Below are 14,875 nucleotides of genomic sequence, written 5' to 3' on the forward strand. Positions count from 1 at the left end.
GCGTCCCCCGCAACCGGACCCACCCCGCCATCCCACGGAATGCAGGCTTTTGACGTTGCTTCAGTCGAGCATGGCTCGACTCTACAGGGGGGCAGGGCGCAGCCCTGCCGACACACCCACCCTCACAAACGAGACGCGCGTCACCGCCCGCAGCACGCGCGCCGCTTCGTAAACAACCTTTCATCTTCCATTCGCATAGTGTCGGCGCGCCGCGCGCAGACGCGCCGGCCTTCCCCCATGCAATGGACTCTCATGCAGACCCGATACCTGACGATCGCCGTAGCGATCGCGCTTTCCGCCGCCACCAGCACCCATGCCGCCGAAACCACCGACGCCAGCACCGACGCCGCGCTGAGCGCGCAGACGCTGGATACCGTGTCCGTGATCGGCCAGGGCGAAACCCGCCAGGTGCAGCGCATCACCGCCGTCGACAAGCAGGTACTGCCGCCGGGCACCAGCGGGCAGAAAATCCTCGACCGCCTGCCCGGCGTGTCGGTGCAGTCCAATGATGCCTTCGGCGCCAACGAAGAATCGCAGACCATCAGCCTGCGCGGCTTCGACAAGAGCCGCCTGGGCTACACGCTTGACGGCATCCCGCTGGGCGACAACAGCTACGGCAACTACAACGGCCTGAGCATCGCCCGCGCGATCATCGCCGAAAACCTGGCCGGCGCCGAACTGTCGCAGGGCATCGGCTCGCTGGGCGTGGCCTCCACCAGCAACCTGGGTGGCACCATCCAGTACTTCTCGATGGACCCGTCCACCGAATTCGGCGGCCGCGCCAGCATCACCGTGGGCGATGACAACCAGCGCCGCGGCTACCTGCGCGTGGATACCGGCGATATCAATGGCTTCTCGGCGTACGTGTCCGGCGTGCACCAGGACCAGGACATGTGGGCGGCGCCGTACCAGAACCAGACCACCCGCCAGTTCAACGCCAAGGCGGTATGGAACGTGGGTGACCATCGCTTCGGTGCGTTCGTGGCGACCTCGCGCGCCAGCCAGGCCAACTATGCGTACCTGTCCAAGGACATGCTGGCGCGCGGCCTGGGCTGGGACTGGAACATCTACGCGCCCGACTGGGACCGCGCCGTGGCCGCAGCCTACTGCGCACCGGGCACCCGTGACCCGGCCAAGTGTGCCTTCAGCGGCGGCGTCAACAGTATCGATGATGCCTACTACCAGAGCCGCGCCCTGCGCGATGACAACCTGTACTCGGCCGATGCCGATCTGCGCCTGGGCGAGCAGGGCCGCCTGAAGCTGCTGGCCTACCACCACGACAACCGTGGCCAGGGCCACTGGTGGGCGCCGGGCCAGCCGTCCTACCCGGGCACCGACCGCATGCTGCCGATCTCGATCCGCAGCACCAACTACACCATCAACCGCGATGGCCTGACTGCCGCGCTGTCGTGGACGGTAGGCATCCACGAGCTGGAAGCCGGCCTGTGGTACGAGCAGAACGACCATAACGTCTCGCGCAATTTCTACTACATCAGCGGGCCATTCCTGGACGATCTGTACCTGCAGAATCCTGACCGCCTGCTGTTCAACCAGGACTTCGACATCCGCACGCGCCAGTTCTACGTGCAGGACCGCATGCGCTTCCTCGACCAGCGCCTGACCGTGGATGTGGGCATCAAGAGCCCGAACACCCGCATGCGCGCCACCGCGAAGGGCGGCGTGGAAACCAGTATTGCTTCGGGCACCCTCACCGCCAAGGAATCGGTGCTGCCGCAGCTGGGCCTGGGCTTCAAGCTCAACGCCAACAACGAGCTGTTCGCTTCGTACGCGGAAAACATCGCCGCCTTCGTGGGTGGTGGCAGCGGTGGCCCGCTGCAGGTGTCGCCGGAATCGTTCGCGGCCAGCGCCGGGCTGGAACCGGAAAAGTCCAAGAGCCTGGAAGCCGGTTTCCGCACCTTCGGTGAGAAGTACCAGGCCTCCATCGCCGCCTACAACGTGACGTTCGACAATCGCCTGCTGTCGCTGAACCCGTGCTCGAGCATCGAAGTGGGCACGCGTCCGGAGTGCGTGACGCGCTTCATCAACGTCGGTTCGGTGAAAAGCCACGGCGCCGAGCTGACCTTCATCCTGAAGCCGGTCGACGGCCTGCAGTGGTACAACGCGCTGTCCTGGAACAAGACCACCTACGAAGACAACTACACCTCCGGTGGTGCGATCGTGCCGGTGGCCGGCAAGATCACCGTGGATACGCCGCAGCGCATGGCATCCAGTGAAATCAGCTGGAACCGTGATGGCTTCTTCGCCAGCCTGCGCGCCAAGTACACCGGCAAGCGCTACTACACCTACACCAACGACCAGTCGGTGCCGGGCGTGACCACCTTCGACGCCGGTGCGGGGTATGACTTCGGCCCGGGGCTCGGCCTGCGCAACGTGCGTGTTTCGTTGAACGCCACCAACCTGACCAACAAGCGCTACGCCGGGCAGTTGAGCTCGTTCGCACCGACCGACCCGAACGGTACGCGCTACGCGATCCATGCCAGCGCACCGCGCCAGGTGTTCATGACCGTCGCCGCCGAGTTCTGATGCGATGGGGTGATGGCCGGGGTCGGATCCCTTTCGCCTGCGAAAGGGCTCTGACCCCGGGGCAACGGGCCGCTAGACTGCACGCGCCCCCGAGCCACGGAACCCCCACGTGACCCCCGACGAGTACCACACGTCCTGCAGCCGCCTGCTGCAGGACTACCTGCGCAACGCCTCGCCCGCACAACGCCACATCTACGTTGCACGGCGCAACTACGACGACAGCCCCGAGGTGCTGGCCTGGCTGGCAGAGCACCGCGATCTGGACCGGGCCACGGCACTGCTGATGCATGCATCGCTGGGCGCCGCGCGGTTCGCCCAGTACACAGACGCCAGCGAGGTGCCTGGCCACGAGCAGGAGGCCTACGCGCTGGTCCGCCGCATCGAACAGCGGTGTCTGGAGGGCTTCTACCCCGACCATGGGCTGGCGTGCGATCCGTTTGCCGAGGCGGTCGATGAGGCGTACGACGATGGCCTGCCGTTCGCGGTCGCGCAGCAGCTGCACGATCTGGCCGCGGCGTTCGTACCCGAACGCGGCCCGGCACTCGGTGATGCCACCGCAGGCGAGGTCGATATCTGGGCGGAGGTCGTGCCGCCGACGCTCTCACCCGCAGCGACCGCGTTGGACGCGGGCTGGCCGGTGCTCGAACCATTCCTGCAGCAGGCCACGCCGCAGCAGCGTCACCAGCTGATGCTGTTCGCTGATACCCACACGTTGTCGGATGCGCTGCAATGGCTGCTGGAACAACCGTCGTTGGCCGCCTCCAGCGCACTGGCGCTGTACTGGAACCTGGGGGCGTCCTGGTATGTGTCGTTCGCCACGGTCGACGATGTTCCTGTATCGCACCGGCACACCGCCGCTGTGCTGCGCAGCATCGAACAACGGCTGGCCGAGGGCGGCTACGCAGACCAGGGGCTGGGATTCGACCTGGCACAGAACCGGCCGCGTTTCCCGGCCCCTTGGCCCGGTCGGCCGGTGCTGCGTGCGATTCCCGAAGCGATGTGGTTGCCGCGCGACGGCCAGATCGTGCAGGAGTCCGATGAGGTCGATTTCATCACCGGCCTGCCGGAGGATGTAGCCACCGCACTGGTGCAGGCGCGCGGGTAGATCGCAGAACGCGTCGGGGTCAGAGCCCTTCCGCGCGCGAAAGGAATCTGACCCCAGGGGCGGCGGCAGGGGACGGATCCCTTTCGCCTGCGAAAGGGCTCTGACCCCGCCAACCGGTCAGCCCATGTACAACCCACCATTGACTGCGTAGTCGGCGCCGGTCACATAGGAAGCCTCGTCCGAGGCCAGCCATCCCACCAGCCCGGCCACTTCCTCCGGCCGGCCCAGGCGGCGTACCGGTACCGATGCCGCCAGCCGGTCCAGTACATCCGGCGGGAAGCTGCTGATCGCCTGGCTGGCGATGTAGCCGGGCGACAGAGTGTTCACCGTTACGCCGCGCGAGGCCACTTCAGCGGCCAGTGCCCGGCTGAACCCGTGCATGGCGGCCTTGGCCGTGGCGTAGTTCACCTGGCCGATCTGCCCCTTGTGGGCGCTTACCGAACCGATGTTGATGATGCGGCCCCAGCCGCGCGTGGCCATGCCGTCGACCACCTGCTTGGTCAGGTTGAACAGCGCGTTGAGGTTGGAGGCGATCACCGCGTTCCAGTCCTCTACGGTCATCTGCCGGAACAGCAGATCGCGGCTGCCGCCGGAGTTGTTCACCAGCACGTCGATCTCGCCCACTTCCGCGCGCACCTTGGCAAAGGCGGCGCTGGTGGAGGCCCAATCGGTGGCGTTGCCTTCCGAGGCGATGAAATCAAAGCCCTGTTCGCGCTGTTCGCGCAGCCAGTTGGCCTTGCGCGGCGAGTTCGGTGCACAGCCGGCCACCACCGTGTGGCCGGAACGGGCCAGGCCCTGGCAGATGGCAGTACCCACGCTGCCCATGCCGCTGGTGACGTAAGCGATTCGAAGCGTCATTGCACAAGACTCCTGGATACGTGGATCAGGCAGCGAAGGGATACAGGCCGAACAGCAGGCCACCGACCATCAGCAGCAGGGAAATGGCGACCGCCCATTTCAGGGTGAACTTCTGGTGGTCGGCGAACTCAACCTTGGCCAGGCCCACCAGCAGGTAGGTGGAAGGCACCAGCGGGCTGAGCAGGTGCACCGGCTGCCCGGCCAGCGATGCGCGGGCCATTTCCACCGGGGTGATGCCGTAGTTGCCGGCGGCCTCGGACAGGATCGGCAGCACGCCGAAGTAGAAGGCGTCGTTGGACATGAAGAAGGTGAACGGCATCGAGGCCAGTGCGGTGATCACCGCCAGGTACGGGCCCCAGGCATCGGGAATGATCGCCAGGAAGCTGCGCGACATCGCCTCGACCATGCCCGTGTTGTTCAGGATGCCGGTGAAGATGCCCGCCGCGAAGATCAGCGCCACCACCGACAGCACGTTGCCGGCATGGTTGACCACGCGGCGGCGCTGTTCGGCCAGGTTCGGGTAGTTGATGACCAGGGCAATGGCGAAGCCGACCATGAACAGCACCGGCATCGGCAGCACGCCGGCGATCAGTGCGCCCATCAGGGCCAGGGTCAGCGCCAGATTCACCCACAGCAGCTTCGGCCGCTTGATGTCCTCAGCGTCCTCCACCGACGGCAGCGCGGTGTTGTCGTCCGATACCGTGCTGTCCATCCAGTTGCCGCCCTGCGGCAGGGTGACCACGCCCAGGCGACGGCGTTCCTTCATGCCCAGGTACCAGGCCAGCACCAGCACGCCGGCGCAGGCGATCACCATCGACGGGATCAGCGGCACGAACACATCGGCCGGATCCACGTGCAGCGCGGTGGCAGCACGCGCGGTGGGGCCGCCCCAAGGGGTCAGGTTCATAACGCCACCGGCCAGGATGGTCACGCAGGTCATGTTCAGCGCGCTCATGCCCAGGCGCTGGTACAGCGGCAGCATCGCCGACACGGTGATCATGTAGGTGGTCGAGCCATCGCCATCGAGCGAGATCAGCATGGCCAGCACCGCGGTGCCGAGCACGATCTTCATCGGATCGCCCTTGACGAAGCGCAGGATCACCCGCACCAGCGGGTCGAACAGGCCCGCATCGATCATCACCCCGAAGTACAGGATGGCGAACATCAGCATCACGCCGGTCGGCGCGATTTTCTTGATGCCTTCCAGCATCATTTCGTCGATGTTGGCGCCGAAGCCGCCCAGCAGGGCGAAGATGATCGGGATGGTGATCAGGGCGACCAGCGGCGACAGTCGTTTGCTCATGATCAAGTACATGAACGTAATGACCATGCCAAAGCCGAGGATGCTCAGCATCATCTGCGGACTCCTAGAGAAGACAGGACGTGGGGAAGGGAAGAGGGGAGAGTCAGAAGTCGAACTGCAGGCGGCCGGTCACCGCGCGCGTGCGGTCCACCGTGACGCCGGCGAGGCGGTCGCGGTTGCGGCTCTCGATCACGTTCAACATGAAGCGCAGGTTGTCGCGCAGGTACCAGTTGCCGCCCAGCGTCCAGGCTTCGGTGCTGCCGCGGCGCAGGTCGGGCGCGCCATCCAGGTGCTGCGCGCCCCACATCTGGTCGTAGCGCAGCGCCACTTCGAAGGCGCCGGCCTTGTGGCGGATGTCCTTCACCCTGGCGAAGCGGCCGGTCTTGCGGTCGTAGGCGCGGCTCTCACCGGTCACGAACCAGCTCAGCATGCCGTAGGCGGCCATCACGTCGCCGCGCTGGGCGCCGTCATCGAACGTAGCGCCACTGAACTCACCCTGCCAGGACAGTGGGCCGCGCACCTGCGCGTATTCCAGCGACCACTTGTTGACGTCGGTGTCGCGGCCGGCAGAGAAATCGACCAGGGTCAGGCGGCTTTCATCGGACAGGTGGCCGGCCGGGCGCGGGCGGATCTTCAGCCCCGGTGCACCGCTTGCGCCAGGGTTGTCGTAGGCCTCGCGGGCCAGCGACAGGCCCAGGTGCAGCACGTCGCCATCGCGGGGGGCCGGGGCCCAGGTCACGCGGCCACCGGCGGCGCGGCCCTTCACCTGCCCGGCGTCGATGCTTTCCAGGCTGTAGACGCTGGCGGCCCAGGTGAAATCGCCCGGATTGGCCTGCCAGGACGCGCCCAAGCGGTACAGCGGCGCCAGCGTGGTACCGGCGTTGCCGCGCTCCAGGAAGCTGCCGTAGTTGGACCCGGTGCGGTCATCCAGCGAGAAATACTGCTTGAACTGGCCCACCGTCAGCCGGCCGGCGCTGCCGAAGCCACGGCTCAGGTAGACATCCTTGGCTTCCACACGGTCGCCGGAAAAATCGGCTTCCATCTTGTAGTCGACCACGAAGAACTTGCCGGACACATCCAGCCAGGCGCGGCGTACTTCGGTGTCGTCCTTGTTCGGGGTGCCGCGGTCGTCGTTGTCGAACGTGGCGAAATCCAGGTGCAGGCGGCCGCCGACGGTGGCCGTGACCGGCCGGTCGTCTTCAGCAAAGGCCGGCGCGGCCAGCGCAGCCAGGGCCATCATGGCGGCGGGGCGCTGCCAGGCAAACTTCAATTCCACAAACCCTCCCAGGTGCGCGCCAGGCGCGCGGCAATCGTGGGCACCGGATGGTGCGCGGCCGCAGTCTGGGTTGCGGTAGCTGTCATCGTCCTGTCAGCGGTTTGTGCGGTGCAGCGTAAACGCGGCCGCCGCGCCCCCGGTAGCGCCGGGCCATGCCCGGCGGAATGCACGCGCCACACGCCATCGCGCCGCACGCGGTAGCATTCGCTTCCCCCCGCGTCCCTCTGTTCCCGCCGATGCGCCTGCTGCTGGTCGAAGACAACCCGGACCTGGCCGATGCCATCATCCGCCGCATGCGCCGCAGCGGGCACGCCGTGGACTGGCAGGCCGACGGCCTGGCCGCCGCCAGCGTGCTGCGCTACCAGAGCTTCGATCTGGTGGTGCTGGATATCGGCCTGCCCAAGCTGGATGGCCTGCGCGTGCTGGCCGGCATGCGCGAACGCGGTGACAGCACGCCGGTGCTGATGCTGACCGCGCGCGATGGCATCGAAGACCGCGTGCAGGCGCTCGACGTTGGCGCCGACGACTACCTGGGCAAACCCTTTGATTTCCGCGAATTCGAAGCGCGTTGCCGCGTGCTGCTGCGCCGTGCGCGCGGCCAGGCCAGCGAGGTGGTGCAGGTAGGCGGCTTCCAGTTCGACAACGCGGCGCACCGTGTCACCCTGGATGGTGAACCGATCGAACTGCCCAACCGCGAATACCGTCTGCTGGAAATCCTGGTGGGCCGCATGGGCCAGGTGGTGGGCAAGGACGAGATCGGCAACGGCCTGTTCGGCTTCGACGACGAGGCCGGGCCGAACGCGATCGAACTCTACGTGGGGCGCCTGCGCAGGAAGCTGGCCGATGCACCGGTGCGCATCACCACCGTGCGTGGCGTGGGCTATCTGCTGGAACCCACCGATGGCGGCACCGACGGCGATGGCTGAGGCACGCGCCACGGCGCCGGGTTCATTGCGGCGCACGCTGCTGCTGTATCTGGGTGGGTTGCTGGCGGTGTTCGCGGTGGCGCTGCTGTTTGCCGCGCGCGACTACGGCCAGCGTGCCGCCAACCGGTCCTACGACCACCTGCTGGTGTCATCGGCGCTGTCGATTGCCGATTCGGTGGCGCTGGTCGATGGCCAATGGCAGGTGGATCTGCCCTATGCCGCACTGGACCTGCTGTCGATGGCGGCAGAAGACCGGGTGTTCTACCGGCTGACCGACAGCCGCGGCAACCTGATCACCGGCTACGGTGACCTGCCCGCGCCGCCGCGCCGTCCGGGCCTGCAACCGCAGTTGTTCGATGCCGCGTACAGCGGTGAAACCGTGCGCTTCGTGGTGGTCAGCCGCAGTTTCGCGGCGGCGTCTGCACAGGGCGACGTGCAGGTGCAGGTGGGCCAGACCCGGCGTGCGCGCGAAGCGTTGGCGCAGGACATGGTCAACCGCGCGCTGTTGGCCATCGGCGTGCTGTCCGGGCTGCTGCTGGCGCTGGTGGCGTTCGGCGTGCATCGCGCGTTCCGTCCGCTGGTACGTGTGGAACGTGAGTTGTCGCGGCGCGAGCCGTCCGACCTGAAACCGCTCGATGCGCGCGTACCGCGCGAAATGGACCAGATGGTCGCGGCCTTGAACCGTTTCATGGAGCGCCTGTCCAGCAGCAACGAGACACTGCGCGCGTTCATGGCCGAAGCCGCGCACCAGATGCGCACGCCGCTGGCGGCGCTGCGCGCGCAGGCGCAGTTGGCGCTGGACGATGATGATCCGCAGGACATGCGCCGCAGCCTGCTGGCGATCGAGCGCAATGCCACCCACATGAGCCGCCTGCTGAACCAGCTGCTGAGCGATGCCAGCGTGATCCATCGCTCGCACCTGCAACGTTTTGCGCCGGTGGACCTGGTCGAGACCGTGCACCAGGCCCTGCACGAAGCGCTGCCGCAGGCCGGGCCGGCGCCACGCGTGCAGCTGGCCATGACCGCCGAACCGGTGCAGGTGCAGGGCGATGCGCTGCTGCTGCGCGAGGCCATCAAGAACCTGGTCGACAACGCGCTGAAGTACGGTGGCGACGGCGCGCTGCAGATCGCGCTGACCGTGGAAGGCGGGCAGGCCGTGCTGACCATTGCCGACCATGGCCCCGGCATTGCCGCGGCCGATGCCGGGCGCGTGTTCGAACGTTTTGCGCGCGGCGAAGGCGCGGCGGCCGGTGGCGCCGGCCTGGGCCTGGCCATCGTCAAGCGCGTGGTGGACAGCCACAACGGCCACATCGACCTCAGCAACCGCCCGCAGGGCGGTCTGGTGGCCACCATCCGCCTGCCCCGGAGCACTCCATGATCCGCCTGTTCGCCGCCGCGCTGGCGCTGTTGCTGGCTGCCCCCGCACTGGCCGCGCCCGGCGATGTACGGCGCTTTCCCGCGCAGGGCGCGGCCACGGCGCAGCTGCGCATCCACGGCACCACCGATATCGAGGTATTCGCCGAGGTCATCGCCGATTACCAGCGTCTGCACCCCGGTACCGAAGTGGTGTACGAGGACATCATCACCCAGGACCTGTACGCGCGTTACCTGCGCGACCGCAGTGGTCCCGACTCGCCCGACCTGCTGATTTCCAGCGGCATGGACCTGCAGACCAAGCTGGTGAACGATGGCCACGCGGTGCCGCACCGTTCGGCGCAGACGGCCGCGCTGCCGGCGTGGGCGCAGTGGCGCAGCGAGGCGTTCGGTATCAGCTACGAACCGGTGGTGATGGTCTACAACAAGCACGCACTGCCGGCGGCCAAGGCGCCGCGCACGCGCCGGCAACTGCTGGACCTGCTGCGTGCCGAGGGCCTGCCGCTGCGTGGCAAGGTCGGCACCTACGATATCGAACGCAGCAGCGTGGGCTACCTGCTGGCCACCCAGGATGCGCAGCGCGGCAGCATCGCCGGCGCACTGCTGGGCGCGCTGGGCGACAACGCGGTGGTGCGCGAGGAGCGCACCGGCGTGCTGCTGGACCAGGTGGCCAGTGGCCAGTTGTCGCTGGTCTACAACGTGCTGGGCTCGTATGCGCAGGCGCGCATCGATGCCGGCGCGCCGCTGGCCATCGTCGAACCCGAGGACTACACCCTGGTGGTGCTGCGCACGGCGGTGATTCCGCGCACCGGCGCGCACCCGGAAGAGGCCGGGCGCTTCCTCGATTACCTGCTGTCGCCGCGTGGCCAGCAGGTGCTGTCACGCGAGGCGCGGCTGATGCCGATCGTCACCGGCAACGCGCGCAGCGACGATGCGCCGGGCCGCAGCCGCCGCCCGATCCAGCTCGGTCCCGGACTGCTGGTCTACCTGGATGCACTGAAGCGCCGCCAGTTCCTGGATGCTTGGCGCAGCAGCGTGGAGCCGGCCGGGCGCTAGGCCCGGGTAGCGCCGGGCCCCGCCCGGCGGATGCGCGGCACTGCCCGTACAATGGGCCCATGAGCGAATACACCATCCTGATCGCCGACGACCATCCGCTGCTGCGTTCGGCGGTGGTGCAGTCGTTGCGGCAGAGCCTGCCGCTGGCCCAGGTGCGCGAAGTGGCCAGCGCCGACGCGCTGGCACAGGCGCTGGACGCCCAGCCGGATGTGGACCTGGTGCTGCTGGACCTGACCATGCCCGGCGCGCACGGCTTTTCCGCGCTGCTGCATGTGCGCGGCTCGCACCCGGACATCCCGGTGGTGATCCTGTCCTCCAACGACCACCCGCGGGTGATCCGCCGCGCCCAGCAGTTCGGTGCCGCCGGTTTCATTCCCAAGTCGGCCCCGGCCGAAACCATCGGCGAAGCGGTGCAGGCGGTACTGGACGGCAGCCTGTGGTTCCCGGCGATGGCGCCGGAGCGCAGCGAGTCCGACGCCCTGCTGGCCGCACGCCTGGCCCAGCTCACCCCGCAGCAGTTCCGCGTGCTGCTGTGCCTGGCCGATGGCCTGCTGAACAAGCAGATTGCCTACGAACTGGGCCTGGCCGAAAACACCGTGAAAGTGCACGTGACCGCCATCCTGAAGAAGCTTGAATGCCACAGCCGCACCCAGGCCGCCGTGCTGGTGAAGGCGCTGGAGCCGGAAGGCGACGCGGGCGGGATCTGACCCCGCACTGCTGCTTTTGTAGAGTCGAGCTTGCTCGACTGGGCGGGCAACAGCAGTCGAGCAAGCTCGACTCTACGAGGCGAAGCCGTCGAGCAATCTCGACGCCAAGTGCGTCAGGCGCTGAGCGAACGCAGATCGATGCAGGGCCGCATGCGTTCCGTGCCATCCCATTCGGCAGGCAGGCCGACGCTGGCGAAGGCATCGACGATGGCCTGGCCGATGCGCTCCATCGCCGCGCTGTCGGGCGGGCCCCAGAAGCCGATGGACAGATCACTGGTGCGCTTGACGCGCTTCATGTCATCGCCGGAATAGAAGCAGAACCCCTTCAGGCCGGCTTCTGTTCCACCGCGGCGCCAGAACAGTTCATTGGTGTCGTCGGCAGCGTCGTCGCGGGTATCGCCGCATCCGCGGGTGGTGACGATGCCGTCCGATTCCAGAATGGCAAACGCTGCCTTGATCTTCGTCTGTGCCAGTGTCCATGCCGCAGCGGACATCTTCCGGTCCGGCTTGCGCACGACCACTGGGGGAATGGCGTGGCCGGTCAGGGCGGACAGCAGGGATTTCACCTGCGGCGACCAGGCGTTCTCCACGATGTGGTTGCCATGCGCGTCGCGGACATCCGGCTGTGCACCGGCGTCCACCAGCAGTTGTACCGCTTCGGGGCCGTCTGGCGAAAACTCTGCCGCCAGGAACAACGCCGTGCGTCCCCCCGCGCCCACGTGCTCCAGCGGACTGCCGGCATCGATCAGCAGACGCAGGGTGGCGAGCGTGTGTTCCATCGGCGCGCGGTCCTGGCTGGATGCGGCCCGTTCCAGTGCGGTGAACCCAAAGGCATCCGCTGCGTGTACGTCTGCGCCGGCCGCGAGGAAGGCCGCGGTGGCGGCTGCGTTGGCGTTCCAGGCTGCTTCAAAGATATCCGCGGGAATCTTCACCTTCGGGGATTTCTGCATGCTTGGCGATCCTTGCACGGGGAGGGTTGTCGATTGTAGGCAATGCAGCCGAGCATGGGCTCGGCTCTACAACGAGCGGAGCAATGCAGTCGAGCAAGCTCGACTCTACGCCCGATGCCGCAGCAACATCTGCGTCATCAACGCGCGCAGGGCCGGCGGCCGCACCGGCTTGGGCAGGAAGCCCCAGCCCTGCTCGGCGGCATGCGCCTTCAGCGCGTCATCGCGCTCGGCGGTCACCAGAATCACCGGTGGCCGCGCCTGCCACAGGCTGCACAGCGCTTCGTACAGGTCCGGGCCATGCCACTGGCCCATGCGCACGTCCAGCAACAACAGCTGCGGCACGTTCAACGCGCTGGCGATTTCCAGCGCCCCCTGCGGGCCATCGGCCAGCTCCACGTTGCAGCCCCAGCGTTCCAGCAGGGCGCGGGTGGCGGCGCAGACGCGCGGATCATCGTCGATGCTCCACACCCGGCACTGGCGCAGCGGGCTGTCGTCGGTCAGTTCGGCGGCGACCACCGGCGTGGGGGCTGGCACCACCACGTCCTCGGCCTGCCCCAGCGGCACGCTTACCGCGAACACGCTGCCCTTGCCCAGGGTGGAGCGCAGGCTGATGCGGTGGCCGAGCAGACGGCCGATGCGCTCGACGATGGCCAGGCCCAGGCCGGCGCCGCGCTCCTGTTCCACGCCGTCGTTCAAGCGGCGGAACTCCTCGAAGATCTCACCCTGCAGGCTTTCCGGAATGCCCGGGCCCTGGTCGTGCACCTCGATGCGCAGGTGGTCACCCACGCGCCGGCAGCCGATCAGCACGCGCCCGCGCGGGGTGTAGCGCAGCGCATTGGACAGGAAGTTCTGCAGGATGCGGCGCAGCAGCGCTTCATCACTGACCACGATGGCGCGCGTATCCACCCAGTCCAGCTGCAGGCCACGGCCCTGCGCGGCCATGCCGAATTCACGGGCCAGGGTTTCCAGCAGCGGCGACAGCGCGAATGCACGCACCCGGGTCTGCAGCGCACGCGATTCCAGCCGTGAAATGTCCAGCAGGCTGTTGAGGATGGCGTCCTGCGCGGCGAGGGCCGCATCCACGTGTTCGCTCAGTTCGCGCGCATCACCGCTCAAGCGGCCGCGCAGCACCGACACGAACATGCGCGCGGCGTTCAGCGGCTGCAGCAGGTCGTGCACGGCCGAGGCCACGAAGCGGGTCTTGTAGCGGTTGGCCTGCTCGGCCTCGCGGCGCGCTTCGTCCAGATCGTGGGTGCGCTCGGCCACGCGGTGTTCCAGCGCGTCGGCCAGCGAGCGCAGTTCACGCGCGGCGTTCTTGTAGCTGGTGATGTCCGCGTAGCTGGTGACGAAGCCGCCGTCGGGCAGGGGATTGCCGCGGATCTCAAGGACGGTGCCGTCGTCCTTCTCGCTTTCGCGCATGTGCGGGCGGCCGCTGCGCAGGTGGTTCAGGCGGCGCTCGATGGCTTCGTCGATCGGACCCGGGCCGAGCAGGCCGCGGCGTGCATTGAAGCGGAACAGTTCCTCGATCGGCCGGCCCACCCGCACCAGCCCCGGCGGGAACCGGAACAGTTCGACGTAACGCGAATTCCAGGCGACCAGGCGCTGGTCGCGGTCGATCACCACCACGCCCTGCGGCAGGTGTTCCAGGCTGCGGCTGAGCCCACTGTCGGCATCGGTGGCCGCCTGCAGCAGGCCATCCTGGGCGGTGCGCAGTTCCTGCGCGTGCTGTTTCAGCAGGGTTTCCAGTTCGCGGCGGCTGCGCTGGCGGTGCTTGGACAAGCGCCGACGCTGCTGCACGAACAGCACCAGGAAGCCCAGCGCCAGCCAGGCGGCGGCACCGGCGATGGCGGCACCGCGGCCGGCACTGCCGGCGGCACTGGCATCGTGCAGCAGGTGCAGGCTCCAGTCTTCATCGTCCAGCGCCAGGCTCTGCCACAGCATGGGCGTGGCCAGCGCCGGGTCCAGCAGGCGCACCATGCGCCCGCCATCGGCCAGCACGTCTTCGGTGCGCACGCGCAGCGGTTGCAGGGAACGGTCGGCGTACTGGCGCGCGGCCAGCATCTCGCGGCGCTCGCTGGCACCCAGGGGGCGCAGCAGGCGGTAGCGCCAGGCATCGCGGTTGGCCAGGAACACCACGTCGTGGTTGTCGCTGGCCAGTACCACGTCGGGGCTGCTCAGCCATTCCTGTTCCAGCGCCGACAGCTCGATCTTGATCACGATCACGCCGATGCGCTGGCCCTGCGCATCCACGATCGCCTCGGACATGAAGTAGCCCGGCACGTTGGTGGTCATGCCGATGCCGTAGAAGCGCCCGCGACCATGGGCCATGGCTTGCTGGTAGTAGGGGCGGTAACTGTAGTCCTCGCCCACGTTGCTGGCCGGCTCGTCCCAGTTGCTGGCAGCCACGGCCACGCCATTGCGACCGACCAGGGTCAGCGTGGAGGTGCGGGTGACCTGGTTGGCGCGCTGCAGCTTCAGGTTCAGGCGCTGCCGCTCGCTGGCCGACAGCGGCGCCTGCAGCGCCTGCAGCAGGTCCGGGTCCAGCGCCATCACCTGCGGCAATGTGCCGAAGCGGTCGATGCGCTGCTGCAGGCCCTGCCCGTACAACTGCAGCTGGCGCTGCACCTGCGCACTTTCGGCGGCCAGCGCGCGGCGCCAGGCGTAGTGTCCGGCCGCGACCGCGCACAGCACGGTACCGCCGATCATGACCAGCAGGGTCAGCAACAGCAGGCGATGGCGGCTGAGCCAGTACATGGCGGCAGTCTACGCAGGGGCG

The 14,875-nt window shown here is 67.8% G+C and carries 11 protein-coding genes; 6 read left to right on the forward strand and 5 right to left on the reverse strand.

Translation table 11 applies throughout. The annotated features are described in order from the left end of the window. Positions 1 to 252: 252 nt before the first annotated feature. Together AC06FA_RS15825 and AC06FA_RS15830 are read left to right on the forward strand one after the other, a co-directional pair. Positions 253 to 2,544: a TonB-dependent receptor gene (locus AC06FA_RS15825; protein WP_478069145.1), complete on the forward strand. Its 2,292-nt coding sequence runs from the start codon at positions 253 to 255 to the stop codon at positions 2,542 to 2,544. A gap of 109 nt (positions 2,545 to 2,653) precedes the next feature. Further along, positions 2,654 to 3,649: a DUF4274 domain-containing protein gene (locus tag AC06FA_RS15830; protein WP_478069146.1), complete on the forward strand. Its 996-nt coding sequence runs from the start codon at positions 2,654 to 2,656 to the stop codon at positions 3,647 to 3,649. Between the two features lie 117 nt (positions 3,650 to 3,766). Here AC06FA_RS15830 and phbB read toward each other — a convergent pair whose 3' ends face one another. From phbB to AC06FA_RS15845, 3 genes are read right to left on the reverse strand one after another with little or no spacing between them, the layout of a single operon-like run. After that, positions 3,767 to 4,507 carry an acetoacetyl-CoA reductase gene (phbB, locus tag AC06FA_RS15835; RefSeq protein WP_108757118.1) on the reverse strand — a complete coding sequence of 247 codons (741 nt, stop codon included), beginning with the start codon at positions 4,505 to 4,507 and terminating at the stop codon, positions 3,767 to 3,769. Between the two features lie 25 nt (positions 4,508 to 4,532). Continuing rightward, entirely contained in the window at positions 4,533 to 5,861 is a 1,329-nt protein-coding gene (locus AC06FA_RS15840) for a CitMHS family transporter (protein ID WP_478069207.1), read from the reverse strand. 52 nt (positions 5,862 to 5,913) lie between these two features. Continuing rightward, positions 5,914 to 7,050 (reverse strand): OprO/OprP family phosphate-selective porin, encoded by a 1,137-nt coding sequence (locus AC06FA_RS15845; RefSeq protein ID WP_478069208.1) that lies wholly within the window; start codon positions 7,048 to 7,050, stop codon positions 5,914 to 5,916. Between the two features lie 272 nt (positions 7,051 to 7,322). Here AC06FA_RS15845 and AC06FA_RS15850 point away from each other — a divergent pair, with 272 nt between their 5' ends. The 4 genes from AC06FA_RS15850 to AC06FA_RS15865 are packed head-to-tail and all read left to right on the forward strand — an operon-like array spanning position 7,323 to position 11,149. Further along, positions 7,323 to 8,012, forward strand: a complete 690-nt coding sequence (locus AC06FA_RS15850; protein ID WP_312707302.1) for a response regulator transcription factor — start codon at positions 7,323 to 7,325, stop codon at positions 8,010 to 8,012. Beyond that, positions 8,005 to 9,390: a sensor histidine kinase N-terminal domain-containing protein gene (locus AC06FA_RS15855; RefSeq protein WP_478069209.1), complete on the forward strand. Its 1,386-nt coding sequence runs from the start codon at positions 8,005 to 8,007 to the stop codon at positions 9,388 to 9,390. Before AC06FA_RS15850 ends, AC06FA_RS15855 begins: the two co-directional genes overlap by 8 nt. Continuing rightward, positions 9,387 to 10,442, forward strand: coding sequence for an ABC transporter substrate-binding protein (locus AC06FA_RS15860; RefSeq protein WP_478069147.1), 1,056 nt, complete (start codon positions 9,387 to 9,389; stop codon positions 10,440 to 10,442). Before AC06FA_RS15855 ends, AC06FA_RS15860 begins: the two co-directional genes overlap by 4 nt. Before the next feature lie 59 nt (positions 10,443 to 10,501). Further along, positions 10,502 to 11,149, forward strand: coding sequence for a response regulator (locus AC06FA_RS15865; protein ID WP_108754101.1), 648 nt, complete (start codon positions 10,502 to 10,504; stop codon positions 11,147 to 11,149). Between the two features lie 113 nt (positions 11,150 to 11,262). On the opposite strand, the gene AC06FA_RS15870 is transcribed toward AC06FA_RS15865, so the two are convergent. Then, positions 11,263 to 12,099 (reverse strand): ankyrin repeat domain-containing protein, encoded by an 837-nt coding sequence (locus AC06FA_RS15870; protein WP_478069148.1) that lies wholly within the window; start codon positions 12,097 to 12,099, stop codon positions 11,263 to 11,265. 105 nt (positions 12,100 to 12,204) lie between these two features. Then, complete coding sequence (locus tag AC06FA_RS15875) at positions 12,205 to 14,853, reverse strand: hybrid sensor histidine kinase/response regulator (RefSeq protein WP_478069149.1); 2,649 nt, start codon at positions 14,851 to 14,853, stop codon at positions 12,205 to 12,207. Between the last annotated feature and the right edge of the window lie 22 nt (positions 14,854 to 14,875).

This window comes from Stenotrophomonas sp. Steno-C17 (genome assembly GCF_056393165.1).

Coding starts and splice junctions, on each gene's coding strand:
- AC06FA_RS15825 (WP_478069145.1), top strand. CDS start 253: ATGCAGACCCGATACCTGACGATCGCCGTAGCGATCGCGCTTTCCGCC.
- phbB (WP_108757118.1), bottom strand. CDS start 4,507: ATGACGCTTCGAATCGCTTACGTCACCAGCGGCATGGGCAGCGTGGGT.
- AC06FA_RS15840 (WP_478069207.1), bottom strand. CDS start 5,861: ATGCTGAGCATCCTCGGCTTTGGCATGGTCATTACGTTCATGTACTTG.
- AC06FA_RS15845 (WP_478069208.1), bottom strand. CDS start 7,050: ATGATGGCCCTGGCTGCGCTGGCCGCGCCGGCCTTTGCTGAAGACGAC.
- AC06FA_RS15850 (WP_312707302.1), top strand. CDS start 7,323: ATGCGCCTGCTGCTGGTCGAAGACAACCCGGACCTGGCCGATGCCATC.
- AC06FA_RS15855 (WP_478069209.1), top strand. CDS start 8,005: ATGGCTGAGGCACGCGCCACGGCGCCGGGTTCATTGCGGCGCACGCTG.
- AC06FA_RS15860 (WP_478069147.1), top strand. CDS start 9,387: ATGATCCGCCTGTTCGCCGCCGCGCTGGCGCTGTTGCTGGCTGCCCCC.
- AC06FA_RS15865 (WP_108754101.1), top strand. CDS start 10,502: ATGAGCGAATACACCATCCTGATCGCCGACGACCATCCGCTGCTGCGT.
- AC06FA_RS15870 (WP_478069148.1), bottom strand. CDS start 12,099: ATGCAGAAATCCCCGAAGGTGAAGATTCCCGCGGATATCTTTGAAGCA.
- AC06FA_RS15875 (WP_478069149.1), bottom strand. CDS start 14,853: ATGTACTGGCTCAGCCGCCATCGCCTGCTGTTGCTGACCCTGCTGGTC.